Genomic DNA, 17,096 nt, shown 5'->3' on the forward strand with positions numbered 1-17,096 from the left:
AGGAGGAGACGCCGATGGATATTTCCGGGCCAAAGCCAGAGCTTCTCGACCGGTTCGCGGCCATCGTCGGCGATAACCACGTCCTGCGGGACCAGAAGGACCTCGCTCCGCACCTCGTCGAAGGCCGGGGGCTCTATGTCGGTTCGTCGCCGATGCTGTTGAAGCCGGGAACGACGCAGGAGGTTTCGGCAATCCTCAAGCTTGCGAGCGAGACGGGCACGCCGGTCGTGCCGCAGACCGGCAATACAGGGCTTGTCGGCGGCCAGACGCCGCGCAGCGGCGGCAGCGATCTGATCGTCTCGCTGGAGCGCATGAACCGCATCCGGGACGTCGATCCGGTTGCCAACGTCCTCGTCGCGGATGGCGGTGCGATCCTCGCCGACGTTCAAAGGGCCGCCGAAGCCGTGGGCCGCTTGTTCCCGCTGTCTCTCGGTTCGGAAGGATCCTGCCGCATCGGCGGCAATCTCTCCACCAATGCCGGCGGCACCGCGGTGCTTGCCTATGGCAATATGCGCCAGCTCTGCCTCGGCCTCGAAGTCGTGCTGCCGACCGGCGAAATATGGGACGGCCTCAGGCGTCTCAAGAAAGACAATACCGGCTATGACCTGCGCGATCTCTTCATCGGCGCTGAAGGCACGCTCGGCATCATCACCGGGGCCGTGTTGAAGCTTTTCCCTCAGCCGGTCGGGCATCAGGTCGCGCTTGCAGGCATCAATTCGCCGCAGGATGCGCTGAAGCTCTTCGAACGGGCCTCCAACCTCTGCGGCACGGCATTGACCGGTTTCGAGCTGATGCCCCGCATCGGCGTCGAGTTCGCCACCCGCCATATCGAAGGCGTTCGCGACCCGCTCTCCGCACCGCATCCGTGGTATGCGCTGATCGACATCTCCACCTCAGATTCGGCAGAAACCGCGCAGTCGATGGTGCAATCGCTGCTGGAACAGGGTTTTGAGGCAGGTCTCATCCGTGATGCGGTCATCGCCTCGTCCGTCGCCCAGCAGAAGGCGCTCTGGCATATGCGCGAAAGCCTCTCGGATGCACAGAAGCCGGAGGGCGGCTCGATCAAACATGACGTTTCCGTACCCGTTTCCAGAATTCCGGCCTTCATGGAAGAAGCGGGCAAGGCTGTACTGGCAGCTATTCCGGGCGCACGCATCTGCGCCTTCGGCCATCTGGGCGACGGCAATATCCACTACAACATCTCGCAGCCGATCAGTGCCAACATGGGCGCCGACAAGGCTGCCTTCATCGGCCGCTGGCGCGAGATCAACGAGATCGTCCACGGCATTGTACTGGCAGCGGGCGGATCGATTTCGGCCGAACACGGTATCGGCCAGTTGAAGAGGGACGAGCTCGCTCACGTCCGTTCCCCGATCGAACTCGATCTGATGCGGCGGATCAAGAAGGCTTTCGATCCGGCCGGCATCATGAACCCCGACAAGGTGGTTGCAATCCCTTGAGCCCGAAACCGAAAATCACGATCCGCATCGATCTCGACAACGGCGTGCGGCTGGGGCCAGGCAAGGCGCAGCTACTCGAGCTCATTGCCGCGCATGGATCGATCCGCGCCGCCGGAGCCGCGATCGGCATGTCCTACAGACGCGCCTGGCTGCTTGGCGATGAGATCAACCGAATGTTTCGCGAGCCTTCGATCTTCACCCGCCACGGCGGCAAGAGCGGCGGCGGCGCCGGCCTTACGGACTTCGGACAGGAACTGCTTTCACGCTACCGACGGATGGAAGAGGAAAGCCGGAACAGCATCCAGAAGGACCTCGACTGGTTGGCCGCCAATACCGATCCGGATTTCGAAGCCCTGGGAACAAACGTGGATGCGCAAAGCGTCGCTGAGAACTCGGATTAACCCATCCTGATCTGGGATAGCGCCCAAAGCGTGTCTGCGCTGATTCCACCTGAGCCGCCGCCGAGAATACTCGCCGCCGATGCTGTTGCCGATGTATCGTTCTCTATGTCGTACATGATTGTGAAGCGCTTGACCAACTTCTCCAGCTTTTCTGGATCCGCCAGATCTTTCAGGTCGAGCTTCTTTTCGATCAGCTTTGCCTGCTGATCGACCTCCATGTTGCCTATCTCCGAAGGAAGACTGAAGGTGATGCGGAAGAACTCCATCAGCGCCTCGTCGCCGAGGATCACGTAGGGGTCGGTGATGGTGTCGGCCATGCGCTGGAAATAGAGCGCCAGGCGGACGCCGGCATTTTCCTCGCCCTGCTGGGTCTCCAGGAGCTGTCGCACATAGAGGCTTTGGGTTGCCGCGACCTCGCCGCCGTTCTGAGCCCGTCCGGCCGTGCTGCGATCGACATCGCCCTTCGCGTCGAAATTAAAGGTGCCGACGATCTGGGCCAACCGTTTGTCCGGCTGGCTGTTGACGAAGCTGTTCGGATCGCTGAGGTCGGAATTGAAGGCCTTATTGAGGACATCGTTGGTGATCGTGGCAGGATCGATGCCCTTGGAGATGAGGAGGATATCGAGAAGCTTGCGGTCGGCAAGCAGCTCATCGCGGCTGTCGATGCGCTGTATCGTGTCGGTGTAGTACTTGGCTTCCTCCTGGGCCTTCTTCTTCTTGGCCTCCAGCTCATCGCCTTCCAGGAAGCGGGTCTGGCGAAGGATGTAATCCTTGGCCACATTGGTGATTGCCGAATTCGATTGGGCCAGAACAGGTGCCGTGACCTCGCCGTCCTTGCTGAAGTTGAACAGTCTTGCCAGCGTCAGGAACCGTTCGTCCTTCAACTTGTAAATATAGCTGTTGGGATCGGACAGGTCGCTCTTCAGCGCGTTCTTCACAGTCAGCTTGGAGACCGACGACGGGTCTATGCCGACTGCGGTCAGTGCGAATTCATAGCTCGTCTGGGCATCGCTGCTCAGGAAGTCATTGAGGGATTTGACGGCCGCCAGATCCAGTTTGTAGAACCTGACCGCCTTCTCGTAGTCGCTTTCCTGCTTGTCGTCCCAACGGCTCATGTAGTAGTCGCGCGTGCGGCTGCTCTGCAGCGTCGTCTGCGCATCTCCAGCTGCGACCGTGCCGTCGGTATTGAAGTTGAAGGCCTTGGCGAGCTCCAGATATTGCGGGTTATTTGCTCCGAACTTGTTCGCGTAGCTGTTCGGATCATCCAGATCGCTCGTGAGGATCTGCTCGATCGTGGATTTGACGACCGTCGCCTTGTCGAGGTTGAATGCGACTTTGATATATTTCAGAAGACGCGGATCGCTGGTGATGTCGGTGACATTCGTTGCGGTCGCGATTTTCTCTTCGAACAGTTGCTGATTGAACATGGCTTCGGCATGAGTCACCCGCGTCTGTTTGTTGAAGAAACCCGCTATGATCGCTTCAAGCTTGTCCTCCGTGACGGCGCCCCCGACCGGCACCGTGCCGTCGGCATTGAAGTTGAAATCTTCCGCCAACGCCTTCATGACACCGAGATAGGCTGCGTCGGCCTTGGTACCATTGATGATTTCAGCAAGCTCTGCACGACGCTGGGCCGTCTGATCGACAGGGACGAGCCTCGCATTCAGTTCATCGAGCCGTGTCTGCTGCGTCGTGAGCTTGTTCTGATCCTCCTGCAGAAGGTTGTTGGTGGCAGTCAGTTGCGTCTGCAGGTCATTTATCTGGGGCTGTAGTACCGCGGCGTCGCCGCCATTATCGAGCTCCGCCTGCTTGGCCGCTATCTGACTTTCCAGATCGGCCTTTTTTTCCTGACCGAGCGTTATGGAGTTTTGCAGCTGGGGAACCGTCCCGTTCAGGCTTAGCCGTTCCGTCAGCTCGGTGTCTTCCGTCTTGGCCGCATTGTATTGATCAAGATTACCGCCATAGGCGGTGTTGTAGTAGCTCGCGGGATCGTTCGGATCGCTGACGAGAACTCCTCGAATAGCTGTGTAGTTGTAGTATCTTCCGTCTATGCCATAGGCGGTGAAGAGATAATTGCGCAGGCGTTCGTTGCGGAGAAATTCGTCGACGTTCTTGATGTTGCCCGTCTCGCTCAGCATGACCTTAAAGTAGCGGGTGTCGTCCTCGATCTGCTCTTCCTGAGCCGCGATCGTCTGATCGTAGGTTTCGAAAAGCTCGTCCATCTGGCCGCCCGACTGGGCAACGGCGGTATCCGACGCGGACGAAGCGAAATTGAAGGATGCCGCGAAATTCTTATAGCGGTCATCGGTCAGGCGGTTTGCGAAGCTGTTTTCGTCGCCGAGATCGCTTTCCAGCACCTGCTTCATGAAAGCCTTGGCATAGATCATCTCGTCAAGCCCGTGGGCCGTCATCGCATAGGAATAGAGCCGGTAGTTGTCCAGGAACTCGTCGACGGTTTTCACCTTGCCGATATTGTCCTGGTAATACTTGGTATCGTTTGCGACCGTCGTCTGCCCGGAGATCTGCTTCAGGCTCTTCAGGATATCGCGATTGACGAGATCGAAGGTGAGATAGGTCGATACCATGGGCTGGCCCCGCAAGTCGGAATGATGCTCGTGCAATCATCCCCGACTTGCCTTGCACGGGGCTTTTCCTTCGCCCCCCGTTTCTTGTCCCGCCTCCGCACAGTTTTGCCGATTCACATTCCGGAAACCCAAAGCGGTTCGTTTTCGCTAACCATCAGGTCAGGCAAACCTTCTTTAACCGCAATTTTTAAGCAGTCTCGAACAGGCCCGCCCTATGCTTTGGCTATCAGAGGACAAAAGTCCCGTGGAGAAACCGGCAACGGCTCTCAGGTAAAACAAGGGTAGCATATCGATGAACAATACAGTTCTGAAGCCCGTATGGGCAGGGTCGACACTGAGGCTCGATCCGTCTCGTTTCCCGCAGCAGGTTACCTATGCGCTGCGCGAGGCATCAGGAGATGTCACCATTACCATCGACAAGCGCGGTGCCGTTCTCCGCAAAATACTTCCGGCCAGCGGCCTGCCGCTGTCCGTCGCACTTCCCGCTCGGGCTTTCAAAGGCGTCGCCGCAAGAGCCATCGATCACGGAGATGGAGAAGTGACCGTTACGCTGGAATTGCATCATGAAGACCCTGATCTTTGCATCCCGCTTCTGGTCGCCCACGACCTCTGCGACATCGCCGCAGACTGGCGCAGCTGGGCGAATGCCTTCCGCATACCCATGCTGATGGTGGAGGCCGACGGCGTCGCCCGACCGCTGGAAACCCACCTTGGCGACATTCGCTCCGAAGGAGCCAAGCCGCGCCGCCGCCACTCCTATTTCGCAGCCCGCCGGCCGCGCTTCCTGGTTCGCAGGACGACCGGCAGCCTGGGCATCTCGATGAAGATCGAAGGCAAGGAAATTATCGCGCGCCGCTAGGGCTTTGTTTGTCCCTTTGTCCACCGCTTCTCGCGATAACGAAGAAGCCCGATCGTCAGCCGATCGGGCTTCTTGCTTTTTGAGCTATAGGACTATCGAGAGGGTGAGCCCAAGGAACAGGATGGCGCCGATGCGGGTGTTGAACTTGAAAAGCCTCAGGCACTGGTCGGCATTGTCGATATCGAGGATTACCACCTGCCAGGCGAACATCACGGCCGCCGCCAGAAGGCCGGCATAAGCGAAAAATCCGACGCCTGCGGCGGCGAAAGCAAACAACAGGAAGACGAGAGTGAAGCCATAAAGGCCGACGAGCCAGGCCCTGGTGTTCTCGGCAAAGAGGCGGGCCGTGGACCGTACTCCGATCAGCTCATCGTCCTCCTTGTCCTGATGGGCATAGATCGTATCGTAACCGATCGTCCAGGCGATCGCGGCGAGATAGAGCCAGATCGACGCCGCCGAAAGGCTGCCGAATACCGCGGCCCATCCCATCAAAGCCCCCCATGAGAAGGCGAGGCCAAGGAAAAACTGCGGCCAATCCGTAAAGCGCTTGGCAAACGGGTAAACCGCAACGACTGCCAGAGACAGGATACCGAGCACGATCGTGAAGGTGTTGAACTGAATCAGGACAAGAAGACCCACCAGGGCCTGCACGGCCAGAAATGTCTTCGCTTCGAAGCGGGACACGCGGCCGGACGGCAAAGGTCGCGAACGGGTGCGCGCCACTTCCATATCGATGTCGTGGTCGACGAGGTCATTATATGTGCAGCCGGCTCCACGCATCGCAACCGCACCGATGAAAAACACGATCAGGTGGAACAGGAAAAGCGAGGCCGAAAACACGCCCTCGTCATGCGCGGCATTGGCGGCAAGCGCTGCAGACCAGAAACAGGGCCACATCAGGAGTTGCCAGCCGATCGGGCGATCCCAGCGAGCGAGCTGCGCATATGGCCAGGCCGACCGCGGCAACACGCGGTAGACCCAATTGTCCGAAGGAGCATCGGCCACGCGGCCGCTGAAATTGTCGGCGTTCGTCATGGCCGAGGTTCTAGCTCTCGACCAAGCCGGCGGTCAAGCAGGACAACCCCGGCCGGCTCCTTGTTTCCCTAACCCGCGATCTGGTCCAGCGGCATGCGGCTCGCTTCGAAAGCCTTCAACTCGGCCTCCCGTTCCTGGATATAGTTACGGTTGTCCGGGACCGCCGTCCGCTTTTTGACGATCTGCATCTGGAAGATGAAGAAGTTTTCGTGGGTAAAGGCCATTTCCGAGCCTGCGAGGTAGAATTCCCACATCCGAACGAAGCGCTCGTCATAAAGGGCAGCAGCTTCCGCCTTGTGAGCCATGAAGCGCTCGCGCCAATGGCGGAGCGTGTAGGCATAATGCATCGGCAGGATTTCGATGTCGGAGACGAGCAGGCCCGCCTTTTCGACCGCCGGCATGACTTCGGCGATGGAGGGAATGTAGCCGCCCGGGAAAATGTACTTCTCGATCCACGGGTTGTTGATCAGCGCCGGATAGGGCTGGCCGATCGAATGCAGCACCATGACGCCGTCATCGGCCAGCACGTCATTCACCTTGTTGAAGAACTTGCGGTAGTTCTGCCGCCCGACATGCTCAAACATGCCGACGGAGACGATACGGTCATATTTGCGCGGCGGCAGGTAATAATAGTCCTGCAGCTCGAACCGGACGCTGCCGGCGAGGCCACGCTTGGCCGCCCGTTCGCGCGATACCTTGAGCTGCTCTTCACTCAGCGTGATGCCAGTGACGTCGACCCCGCAGAACTCGGACAGATACATCGCCATGCCGCCCCAGCCGGAGCCGATTTCCAGAGCCCGCTGGCCAGGCTCGGCCCGCAGTTTCGCCACGATGTGGCGCTTCTTGGCGACCTGTGCCTCGTCAAGAGAAATTCCAGGCGGGTTGAAATAGGCGCAGGAATACTGCCAGTCCTCATCGAGGAACATGGAAAAGAGCTTGGCGTTGAGATCGTAGTGGTGGGCGACGTTGCGCCGGTTATGGTTGATCGGCACGCGATTGCGAAACTGCGTTATTGCGATCCGCGCCAAAGAGCGCAACAGGATGCCGAAGGTCAGCCCTTCCTTCAGGGTGTTGTCCTTGACGAGCGCCAGGAACTCGTAGATGTCGCCTTCTTCGATAAGAAGCCGACCATCCATATAGAGCTCTCCGAGCTTCAGCTGCGGGTCGGCGACAAGCTCCCGCTCGGCTGCCTCGTCTGTAAACCGGATGGTGACGGACCGCCCCCCTCCTCCGCCATAACGCTGCTCACCGCCTGAGCCTCTGACGACAAGCGTTCCTATCCTGATGATCTTGCTGAAGAGATTGTGAAGGGACGAGGCCATAGACTCACCTCCAAAGATACTAAGGCTGCCTTATGATTTTTGAAAAATAGTACTTTCCTCGCAACATGCAAGCACATTGGAACCTCAAAAATGCCACAAAAAGACAGGCCGTCAAATCTTGTTTGACGGCCTGAATCTGGCTGCAGGCATCTGGCGATTTCTATTTGCGTTTCAACGCTTCCGCGAGAGCCGCCCCGAATGCACCTTGAGAGGCCGGTTTTTCAGTCTTCGCGTACTTGGAATTAACCGGCTTGTCGCGAGCGCCGCTACCGGAAACGGGGGGCGCCTCGCCGCCGTCCTTCCGCATGGTCAGCCCAATGCGCTTGCGCTTCACGTCGACCTCGACCACGCGAACCTTCACGACATCGCCGGCCTTGACCACCTCATGCGGATCCTTGACGAAACGATCTGCGAGCTGCGAGACATGCACGAGCCCATCCTGATGCACGCCGATATCGACGAAGGCGCCGAAGGCGGCGACATTGGTAACCGTGCCTTCCAGCAACATGCCGGGTTTCAAATCGCCAATCTCATCGATTCCTTCCGCAAAAGTCGCCGTCTTGAAGCCTGGACGCGGGTCGCGGCCCGGCTTCTCAAGTTCGGCAATGATGTCCTTGACCGTTGGAAGGCCGAACTGCTCGTCGATGAATTTGCGTGGGTCGAGACCTTTCAGCGTCGCGCTGTCACCCATCAAGGTCCGCAGATCGCGACCGCATGCGGCGACGATCTTCTTGGCGACGCCATAGGCTTCTGGATGGACGGCAGAGGCGTCCAGCGGCTCCTTGCCGTTCGGAATGCGCAGGAAACCTGCGGCCTGCTCAAATGTGCGGTTGCCGAGCCGGGCGACCTTGAGGAGCTCCTTGCGGCTCTCGAACGCGCCGTTCTGATCCCGATGCAGGACGATCGCCTCGGCAATCGACCGGCTGAGGCCGGCAACACGTGAAAGCAGCGGGGCCGAGGCCGTATTGAGGTCGACGCCGACCGCATTCACCGCGTCTTCGACAACTGCGTCCAGGGAGCGCGATAGCTTCGTCTGGTCGACATCGTGCTGATATTGGCCAACACCGATGGATTTCGGCTCGATCTTGACGAGTTCGGCAAGCGGATCCTGCAGGCGGCGGGCAATCGAAACTGCGCCGCGCAACGACACGTCGAGGTTCGGAAATTCGGCCGAGGCGGTTTCCGAGGCGGAATAGACCGATGCGCCCGCTTCCGAGACGATCACCTTTGTCGGCTTTGGCGCCGGCAGGCTGGCGAGCATATCCGCCACCAGTTTCTCCGTTTCGCGGCTGCCGGTGCCGTTGCCGATGGCGATCAATTCCACCTTGTGCTTGCGGACAAGGGAAGCAAGCTCGGCCTGAGTGCCACGGATGTCGTTCTTCGGCGGGAAAGGATAGACCGTCGTCGTTTCGAGCAGCTTGCCCGTGCCATCGACCACGGCAACCTTGACGCCGGTGCGGATGCCGGGATCAAGCCCCATCGTTGCACGTGAACCGGCGGGAGCCGCCAGCAGCAGATCCTTTAGGTTGCGGGCGAAGACATGGATTGCGTCCTCCTCGGAACGCTCGCGCAATTCCCGCATCAGGTCCAGCGACAGCGATACGGAGAGTTTGACGCGCCACGTCCAGCCGGCGGCTTCCATCAGCCAACGGTCCGCAGCACCCCGGTCGCGGATATCGAAAGCCAGGGCAATGATGCGCTGGGCAGGTTTCACCGGCGACGGATCGTCCTGATCCACTTCGATCGAAAGCGTCAGAACCTCCTCGTTCCAGCCGCGCAACATGGCAAGCGCGCGATGGCTGGGAACCGTTGCCCAGCGTTCGGAATGATCGAAATAATCGGAAAACTTGGCGCCGGCCTCCTGCTTGCCGTCGACCACCTTGGCCTTCAACGTCGCGCCATTGCGCATATGCTGCCGCAGCTTTCCGAGCAGGTCCGCATTTTCGGAAATCGTTTCGGCAACGATGTCGCGCGCACCGTCGAGCGCCGTCTTGAGATCCGGCACCTCACCCTTTATGTAGGCTTCCGCCAGTTTTGCGGGATCGGCGGTCCGATCGGCCCATATCGCATCGGCGAGCGGCCCCAGACCACGCTCACGGGCGATTTCGGCGCGGGTGCGGCGCTTCGGCTTGTAGGGAAGATAGAGGTCTTCGAGCTCGGCCTTGGTCGCGGCTTTCGCAATCTTCGCGCCAAGCTCTTCCGTCATCTTGCCCTGCGACGTGATCGATTCGACGATCGATGATCGGCGCGCTTCCAGCTCACGCAGGTAGACCAGACGCTCGGAGAGCGTCCGCAGCTGCGAATCATCGAGCCCCCCGGTCACTTCCTTGCGGTACCGCGCGATGAAGGGCACGGTTGCGCCATCGTCAATCAACCCGATTGCGGCGGCGGCCTGCTCGGGGCGGGCGTTTATCTCCGCAGCGATCGCGGCGGCAAGGAATCGGATATCGGCGGCCATGAACGTCCTCTTTGAAAACTGGAGGCGTGACCATAGTGAAAGTTTGTGGCAAGGCAACGTGGGCCGCGACAGGTCCACAAGTTGCCGAGGATGTGCCAAAGCGGGACGGGCGTTGGAAGACCGCTAACCATGGACCTGTGGAAAAGAACGGGGACTCTCTCACCCGCCGCAATCAGCACCTAAATTCCAGCCGCCGCATGATGCGGCCAGGAATGGAGGTATGAATGCCCAAGAAAGCTGCCAGAGTGCTGGCGTTCGACACGGCGGTTGCGGATGAAGAGCTCGAGGCCGCCATTTCCTATTTGGACGAAAAACTCGCCAATGCGTCCTCAAGAGACGAGCCGGTACCCTTCCTTGCGTACCGAAACCGAATGATCTTCCAGACGACGTTGAACATTCGGCGAGGCAAGGCCTCGACACCGTCGCGCCGTTAGAGGCTTGATCGCAGCGGCCGGGCCACGAGATGATAGAGCATCTCGTGGCCCGGCACTTGACCTTTGCCGTCCCGCCCCTTAACCGCCGGTCAGGTTAGAAAACGAGGGCGAGACATGAAGGTTCTCTTGATCGGTTCCGGTGGACGCGAGCACGCGCTGGCCTGGAAGCTTGCCCAATCCTCGAAACTTACCCAACTTTATGCCGCTCCCGGCAATCCCGGCATTGCGGAACATGCTACCATCGTGGCGGTCGATATCGACGATCACCAAGCCGTGACAGCCTTCTGTCACGAAAAGAAGATAGATCTTGTCGTGGTCGGTCCTGAGGCACCGCTCGTCGCCGGCCTTGCCGATGCCCTCCGCGCCGAGAACATCATGGTTTTCGGTCCATCGGCTGCTGCCGCCCAGTTGGAAGGCTCGAAAGGCTTCACCAAGGATCTTTGCGCGCGCTACGACATTCCTACAGGCGCCTATCGCCGCTTTTCACATGCCGCCGAGGCCAAGGCCTACGTGCAGCAGCAAGGCGCGCCGATCGTGGTCAAGGCGGACGGCCTTGCGGCGGGCAAAGGTGTCACCGTTGCCATGACGGTCGATGAAGCACTTGCCGCAATCGACGACTGTTTCGATGGCGCGTTCGGCGCAGCCGGCGCGGAAGTCGTGGTCGAAGCCTTTCTCGATGGCGAAGAGGCAAGCTTCTTCTGCCTCTCCGACGGCAGGACGGCGTTGGCGCTTGCAACCGCGCAGGATCACAAGCGCGTTGGCGACGGCGATACGGGGCCGAATACCGGCGGCATGGGCGCCTATTCGCCGGCGCCGGTGATGACGCCTGAGATGGTGTCCCGCACGATGAAGGAGATCATCGAGCCGACCATCCGCGGCATGGCGGAAAGCGGCTACCCGTTCGCGGGCGTCTTTTTCGCCGGACTGATGATTACGGCAAAGGGTCCGGAACTGATCGAATACAACGTGCGGTTCGGAGACCCGGAATGCCAGGTGCTGATGATGCGGCTGAAAAGCGACCTGCTTGAGCTCCTTTATGCCGCTGCCACCGGAACGCTCGATCAGGTCTCCGCCGAGTGGAGCGATGACGTCGCTCTGACTGTGGTCATGGCGTCGAAGGGCTATCCCGGAGCCTACGAAAAAAACACACCGATCAGCCGGCTGCCGCAGACATCTACCGGTGAAAAAGTCTTCCATGCGGGCACGGCTCTGAAGGACGGCGCGCTGGTTGCGACCGGCGGACGGGTTCTCAATGTGACGGCCATGGGCAAAACAGTCGCCGAAGCCAAGGCGCGAGCCTATGCGCTGGTCGACCGAACTGAATGGCAAAACGGCTTCTGCCGTCGCGATATCGGCTGGCAGGCGGTGGCGCGCGAAGAGAGTTAAGCCCGCCCCCTCCCCGGGATTCAGTCAAAATTTACCGATTGTCCTGACGGGATCGAAAGGAAACCGCGCTACCCTCCCGCCGATCAGGGAAGGATTCCGGTTATGCGTTTCGTTCTGACTACGGCTCTCGTGTTTGCAAGCAGTGCAACTTTTGCATCTTCTATTACGCCCGTCGGCGGTGTGCATCCATCCAGCCCCAGCATTATCCAGAAACGCTGTGCCGACTGCCCGGACGTTACGCGGAAAGCGAAAGAGCCCACCTACAAGGTGCCTGAGCTCGCGCAGGGGACCCAAAAGATGGAAATCGTCGATATCAACGGCGAGAAGAAGCTCGTTCGCACCGAAGCCTGGTTGGGCGGCTCGCCGGTCATCCATGTCAGCAAACTTCCAGAATGGATGACCGAAGATAGGGCCGTCGCCACGCTCCAGACCACATCCCAGGTTTCGACGGAAACCCAGCTCGCCACGATCGAAGCTTCCAAGGATGGCATCGATAGCGAGGCGACAACCGGGGCGGTTATCGGTCCAGATCAACAGAAAGTCGATCAGGCAGCCATGGCTTCCGTTCCCCTATCTTTTGATGGGTTTGAACTTCGGCTTCGCTGATTGCAGGCAAGACCGCCTTCCGCGAGTCGAATGCAGCGGCCATCTACCAGTGCCATATCCTGGCCTGATAATTAAAATTTATTCAATCATTTAGACGCATGGTCGCTTCGTGCAATGCGAGCACGCGACCAGCGCAGGAAGCGCAATTCCCCTCCGACCATCTACTCCGCCCCGGCTCCGTCAGGAGATCCGGCCGGGTGAAAGCGCGCGAACATGAAGAACCTAAAAATTTCTCATCAGTTATTGACCGTCGTGGCGGTCCTTATGGTGGCCTTCGCCACTGTGACCTATTACCAGATCCGCACCTCGATCGCCTCGATCTACGCCGAGCGCTACGACATGCTGCGCACGCAGGTGGAATCGGCGATCTCCATTCTTCAGAGCTACTACGAACTGGAAAAGGCGGGCAAGCTGACCCGCGAACAGGCACAGACCCAGGCTTACGCCACTGTCGCCGCCATCAAGTTCGAGCCGGCAGGTTATATTTTCGGCATGACGAAAGACATCGTCATGACCTTCCACTTCAATTCCAAGAACGTCGGCACCGCCCAAAAGGGTCAACCCGACAAGATGGGCAAGCTCTTCCGGGAGGAAATCGTCGCGAATGCACAGGCAGGCGGCGGCATCACGGAATATCACTGGGAAAAGCCGGGCCTGTCGAGCGATCAGGTCTACAAGAAGGCCGTCTACTCCAACATGTTCCAGCCTTGGGACGTGGTGGTCGCTACTGGCGTCTACGTGGACGATCTCGAAGCCAAGATCCAGCAGACGATCATGGAGGTCGTCTCTTTCGGTCTCGTTGCATTCCTCGCGGCGCTCGGGGTCGCAGTCCTCGTCATCCGCAATATCACCAAGCCTCTGGCGGCGGTGCATTCCGCGCTGGAAGCCGTTGCCGACGAGAATGTCAGCATCACCATTCCGCACACGGAAATGGCCAACGAAGTCGGGTTGATGGCGCGTGCCACACAGGCGCTGCAGGAGAAAATCCGCGAGCGCCACGCCATGGCGGAGCGGGAACAGACGCAAAAGCTGGCCCTGGACCGCGAGCGCCAGCAGAACATCGACATGCAGCAGCAGGACGCGGCGGCTCAGGCTCAGGTCGTATCTACGATCGGTCAGGCGCTGGAAGCTCTCGCCACCGGCGATCTGACCATCCGCTGCGGCGATCTCGGGCCGCGTTACGAAGCGCTGCGCCACAACTTCAACGAAGCCCTCGGGCAGCTCGAAGCCGCGATGGCGAAAGTCAATGCGAAGGGCATCGACATCAGCGGCTCGAAGGAAGAGATCCGCCGCGCCTCAAACGAGCTCTCGCAGCGTACCGAGCGCCAGGCGGCAAACCTTGAAGAGACCTCCGCAGCCCTCGACGAACTGACGGTTGCCGTGCGTCATACGGCGGAAGGTGCCCATGAAGCGGCGCAGCGTGTCGGCTCGGTCAGCACGGAGGCCACCCGCTCCGACCAGATCGTTGCCCAGGCGATCGAAGCCATGGGCGGCATCGAGCATTCGTCGGGCGAGATTTCAAAGATCATCGGCGTGATCGACGAGATTGCCTTCCAGACCAACCTCCTGGCGCTCAACGCCGGCGTCGAAGCCGCCCGTGCAGGTGAATCCGGCAAGGGCTTTGCCGTTGTCGCCCAGGAAGTGCGCGAGCTTGCACAGCGCTCCGCAGCGGCCGCGAAGGAGATCAAGGACCAGATCTCCCGCTCTTCCGGTCAGGTGCAGAACGGCGTCCGGCTCGTGGGCGAAGCCGGCGAGGCACTGAAACGCATCTCCAGTCAGGTCAAGGACGCGAGCGAAATCGTCGGCAAGATCGCCCATTCGGCATCCGAACAGGATACGACGCTCCGGTCGATTTCATCCTCGCTGAACCAGCTCGACGCGGCGACCCAGCACAATGCGGCAATGGCGGAAGAGACAACCGCTTCCGCCGAGGCGCTGGCAACCGATACGGACGAGCTGCTCAGCCTGATCCGCAGCTTCCGCGTCGGGCATGACGGCGGCACAAGCGCGCTTCGTCACACTGCGCAGAAGATGCGCAAGGCAAGCTAACGGACCCTCAGGACTGGGGGCCGCAGGCCGGCGGGCGAAAGCCTGGCGGCCTTTTTGTTACGAGACGATCTTGGAGAAGTCGGCGACCGTCGCCGTTGCTTCGCGGATGGCCTTCAGAAGCGCCAGGCGGTTGGCGCGGATCGCCGCATCTTCGTCGTTGACCAGCACCTCTTCGAAGAACCGGTCGACTGGCGCACGGAGCTTCGAGAGCGCCTCCATGGCCGAGCGGAAATCTTCCTGGGCAATAGCTTCCGACGCTCCCCGCGATGCCGACTGGATCGCCGACCAAAGCGCCTTTTCCGCATCGAGCCGCAGCAGTTCGTCTGCCACGCCATCGGCAACCACAGTGCCCTTCTTCTCCTCGGCGGCGAGCAGCTGCACGGAGCGCTTGGTGCCGGCCAGCAGATTCTTGCCGTCTTCCGAGGTGATGAAGGCCGTCAACGCCTCGGCGCGGCGCGCGACCATCAGGAGATCGTCAGCGTCAGGCGTCAGCACCGCATCTATGATGTCGTGCCGGGCACCCTGGTCGCGGAGGTAGACTTTGAGGCGGTCGTGGAAGAAGGAGAGGAGGTCGAGTACATCTCGATAAATCCACTGGCCTTTAACATCTAAAACTTGGCCATACTCGCCTCTGGCTGGCGCGCTCCCTATGTCTTCTGCTCCCTGAACACCAAGTTGAACCAATTCCTTCGTGAGTTCTTGTTGCTTTTTCGATTCATCCACGATTTTGGCGTAAAAGAACTGCTGCTTTACAAATTGGCATGGCTCAAGGAGAGCGAGCCTCACCTTCCGCTCCAACAGAATGCGCACCACGCCCAACGCCGCACGCCGTAGAGCAAACGGGTCTTTCGAACCCGTCGGCTTTTCGTCGATCGCCCAGAAGCCGACGAGCGTGTCGAGCTTGTCGGCGAGCGCCACGGTGATTGCCACCTTGTCGTCCGGCACGCGGTCGGACGGGCCCTGCGGCTTGTAGTGATCCTCGATCGCAGCCGCGACGGACGCGTTTTCGCCTTGGAGCAGCGCATAACGGCGGCCCATCAGGCCCTGCAGTTCGGGGAACTCGCCGACCGCTTCGGTGCGAAGATCAGCTTTTGCGAGTACAGCGGCGCGATCCACCAATGCCGGATCGGCGCCCGTGACCCTAGCCAATTCCTTAGCCAGCGCCCGGATGCGGGCCACGCGCTCACCCTGGGTGCCGAGCTTGGCATGGAACGTAACGTTCAGCGCGTCGAGCTTCGCCATGCGCTGGTCCAGCGGCTTGTCGAGCTTGAGGCCAAACTTCTCGGCCGAGTCCTTCAGCGTCTCGAGGTCCGGCAGGTCGCCCTGGTCTCGGGTCCAGAAATGCTTGGCGTCCGACAGACGCGCGCGCACCACCTTGCCGTTGCCGTGGATGATCTCCTTGCCGCCGTCCTTCGCCTCGATATTCGAGACGAGGATGAAGCGGTTCGACAGCCCCTCCCCGCCTTGCGGCCGCGTGACGAAACATTTCTGGTTCGTCTTGATGGTGAGGCGGATGATTTCGGCGGGGATTTCGAGGTAATCCTGCTCGAACTCACCCATCAGCACATGCGGCCACTCGACAAGGCCGGAGACCTCTTCCAGCAGACCCTCGTCCTCGACCAGATCGAGGCCGTTGGCGAAGGCGAGGTCGCGCGCATCATGAAGGATCACATCCTTCCGGCGATCGGCATCCAGCATGACCTTCGCTTTTTCGAGGCTCGCCACATAGTCCTCGAAGCGGCGCACCATGATCGGCTCGGGCGCATGGAAACGGTGGCCGTAGGTGATATTGCCGGCGACCAATCCATCGATCTCGAAGGGAATGACCTGCGTCTCTTCGTGTTCCGGGCCGAACATGCAGACGATCGACTGCAGCGGGCGCACCCAGCGCAGGCTTTCCGACCCCTTGCCCTCGACGCCGGAGAACCGCGCGCCTTTCGGCATGGAAGCCGCGCCCCAGCGCATGGATTTCGGCCAGGGGAAATTGCGGATGATGCCGGGCATCACCTCGGCGATGATCTGTTCCGCCGGACGGCCCGGCTTGGAGACGACCGCGACGTAGAAATCACCCTTCTTCGGATCGTTGATGACTTGCGCCTCGGAAACGGCAGAAAGACCCGCCTTGCGCAGGAAGCCCTGAACGGCCTGCTCCGGCGCCTTGGTCGACGGTCCTTTGATCTCCTCGCGCTGATCGGCGGAACGCGCCGTCAGGCCCCGGATATCGAGGGTGAGCCGACGCGGTGTCCAGTATTCGCGTGCACCTTCATAGGTCAGCCCCGCTTCCACCAGCGCGTCGGTGACGAGCTTTTTGAGATCCCCCGCCGCCTTGCGCTGCATGCGGGCCGGGATTTCCTCCGAGCGGAGTTCGAGAAGCAGATCGGGCATCGATAATCAACTTTTTGATGATTGTTCAACAGGGTGTGGCCTTAGCAAGCCCACCGCAAAAAGTCATCAGGGGTATTGGGGAAAGTGGCCTACCACCCGTCTCTTATACACAACTG

12 protein-coding genes are annotated in these 17,096 nt (G+C 60.1%); 7 read left to right on the plus strand and 5 right to left on the minus strand.

Annotated features, from left to right (window positions below; all coding sequences use genetic code 11):
* The first annotated feature begins 14 nt into the window (after positions 1–14).
* The gene (locus C5L12_RS17275) at positions 15–1,460 is read left to right on the plus strand and encodes an FAD-binding oxidoreductase (protein ID WP_105373289.1); all 1,446 of its coding nucleotides are present in this window, start codon (positions 15–17) and stop codon (positions 1,458–1,460) included.
* The gene (locus C5L12_RS17280; RefSeq protein ID WP_105373290.1) at positions 1,457–1,861 is read left to right on the plus strand and encodes a winged helix-turn-helix domain-containing protein; all 405 of its coding nucleotides are present in this window, start codon (positions 1,457–1,459) and stop codon (positions 1,859–1,861) included. Before C5L12_RS17275 ends, C5L12_RS17280 begins: the two co-directional genes overlap by 4 nt.
* On the opposite strand, the gene C5L12_RS17285 is transcribed toward C5L12_RS17280, so the two are convergent.
* Positions 1,858–4,446 (minus strand): DUF1217 domain-containing protein, encoded by a 2,589-nt coding sequence (locus C5L12_RS17285; RefSeq protein ID WP_157949073.1) that lies wholly within the window; start codon positions 4,444–4,446, stop codon positions 1,858–1,860. The two genes, C5L12_RS17280 and C5L12_RS17285, sit on opposite strands and share 4 nt — an antisense overlap.
* A 292-nt stretch (positions 4,447–4,738) precedes the next feature.
* On the opposite strand from C5L12_RS17285, the gene C5L12_RS17290 reads away from it, so the two are divergent.
* Positions 4,739–5,305 carry a DUF6101 family protein gene (locus C5L12_RS17290; protein WP_105373292.1) on the plus strand — a complete coding sequence of 189 codons (567 nt, stop codon included), beginning with the start codon at positions 4,739–4,741 and terminating at the stop codon, positions 5,303–5,305.
* An 84-nt stretch (positions 5,306–5,389) separates the two neighbouring features.
* On the opposite strand, the gene ubiA is transcribed toward C5L12_RS17290, so the two are convergent.
* The 3 genes from ubiA to C5L12_RS17305 all read right to left on the minus strand — a co-directional run bounded on the left by ubiA (position 5,390) and on the right by C5L12_RS17305 (position 10,120).
* Positions 5,390–6,340 carry a 4-hydroxybenzoate octaprenyltransferase gene (gene ubiA / locus C5L12_RS17295; protein ID WP_105373293.1) on the minus strand — a complete coding sequence of 317 codons (951 nt, stop codon included), beginning with the start codon at positions 6,338–6,340 and terminating at the stop codon, positions 5,390–5,392.
* A gap of 68 nt (positions 6,341–6,408) precedes the next feature.
* Positions 6,409–7,662: a cyclopropane fatty acid synthase gene (locus C5L12_RS17300; protein ID WP_105373294.1), complete on the minus strand. Its 1,254-nt coding sequence runs from the start codon at positions 7,660–7,662 to the stop codon at positions 6,409–6,411.
* A gap of 160 nt (positions 7,663–7,822) precedes the next feature.
* Complete coding sequence (locus C5L12_RS17305; RefSeq protein ID WP_105373295.1) at positions 7,823–10,120, minus strand: Tex family protein; 2,298 nt, start codon at positions 10,118–10,120, stop codon at positions 7,823–7,825.
* Between the two features lie 224 nt (positions 10,121–10,344).
* Between C5L12_RS17305 and C5L12_RS17310 the strand changes: the two genes are divergently transcribed.
* From C5L12_RS17310 to C5L12_RS17325, 4 genes are all read left to right on the plus strand, one after another.
* Entirely contained in the window at positions 10,345–10,554 is a 210-nt protein-coding gene (locus C5L12_RS17310) for a hypothetical protein (protein ID WP_105373296.1), read from the plus strand.
* A 114-nt stretch (positions 10,555–10,668) separates the two neighbouring features.
* Entirely contained in the window at positions 10,669–11,940 is a 1,272-nt protein-coding gene (purD, locus tag C5L12_RS17315; RefSeq protein WP_105373297.1) for a phosphoribosylamine--glycine ligase, read from the plus strand.
* Between the two features lie 102 nt (positions 11,941–12,042).
* The gene (locus C5L12_RS29080; protein ID WP_105373298.1) at positions 12,043–12,546 is read left to right on the plus strand and encodes a plant virulence effector HPE1-like domain-containing protein; all 504 of its coding nucleotides are present in this window, start codon (positions 12,043–12,045) and stop codon (positions 12,544–12,546) included.
* A gap of 213 nt (positions 12,547–12,759) precedes the next feature.
* Complete coding sequence (locus C5L12_RS17325; RefSeq protein WP_105373299.1) at positions 12,760–14,595, plus strand: methyl-accepting chemotaxis protein; 1,836 nt, start codon at positions 12,760–12,762, stop codon at positions 14,593–14,595.
* Between the two features lie 57 nt (positions 14,596–14,652).
* On the opposite strand, the gene glyS is transcribed toward C5L12_RS17325, so the two are convergent.
* Positions 14,653–16,980 carry a glycine--tRNA ligase subunit beta gene (gene glyS / locus C5L12_RS17330; RefSeq protein ID WP_105373300.1) on the minus strand — a complete coding sequence of 776 codons (2,328 nt, stop codon included), beginning with the start codon at positions 16,978–16,980 and terminating at the stop codon, positions 14,653–14,655.
* Between the last annotated feature and the right edge of the window lie 116 nt (positions 16,981–17,096).

Origin of the sequence: Neorhizobium huautlense, from assembly GCF_002968575.1 — a bacterium.
Taxonomy (GTDB): domain Bacteria; phylum Pseudomonadota; class Alphaproteobacteria; order Rhizobiales; family Rhizobiaceae; genus Neorhizobium; species Neorhizobium huautlense.

What these genes read in the sequence shown, in the direction of transcription:
- C5L12_RS17275 (WP_105373289.1), top strand. Translation starts at nt 15, where the DNA reads ATGGATATTTCCGGGCCAAAGCCAGAGCTTCTCGACCGGTTCGCGGCC.
- C5L12_RS17285 (WP_157949073.1), bottom strand. Translation starts at nt 4,446, where the DNA reads ATGGTATCGACCTATCTCACCTTCGATCTCGTCAATCGCGATATCCTG.
- C5L12_RS17290 (WP_105373292.1), top strand. Translation starts at nt 4,739, where the DNA reads ATGAACAATACAGTTCTGAAGCCCGTATGGGCAGGGTCGACACTGAGG.
- ubiA (WP_105373293.1), bottom strand. Translation starts at nt 6,340, where the DNA reads ATGACGAACGCCGACAATTTCAGCGGCCGCGTGGCCGATGCTCCTTCG.
- C5L12_RS17300 (WP_105373294.1), bottom strand. Translation starts at nt 7,662, where the DNA reads ATGGCCTCGTCCCTTCACAATCTCTTCAGCAAGATCATCAGGATAGGA.
- C5L12_RS17305 (WP_105373295.1), bottom strand. Translation starts at nt 10,120, where the DNA reads ATGGCCGCCGATATCCGATTCCTTGCCGCCGCGATCGCTGCGGAGATA.
- C5L12_RS17310 (WP_105373296.1), top strand. Translation starts at nt 10,345, where the DNA reads ATGCCCAAGAAAGCTGCCAGAGTGCTGGCGTTCGACACGGCGGTTGCG.
- purD (WP_105373297.1), top strand. Translation starts at nt 10,669, where the DNA reads ATGAAGGTTCTCTTGATCGGTTCCGGTGGACGCGAGCACGCGCTGGCC.
- C5L12_RS29080 (WP_105373298.1), top strand. Translation starts at nt 12,043, where the DNA reads ATGCGTTTCGTTCTGACTACGGCTCTCGTGTTTGCAAGCAGTGCAACT.
- C5L12_RS17325 (WP_105373299.1), top strand. Translation starts at nt 12,760, where the DNA reads ATGAAGAACCTAAAAATTTCTCATCAGTTATTGACCGTCGTGGCGGTC.
- glyS (WP_105373300.1), bottom strand. Translation starts at nt 16,980, where the DNA reads ATGCCCGATCTGCTTCTCGAACTCCGCTCGGAGGAAATCCCGGCCCGC.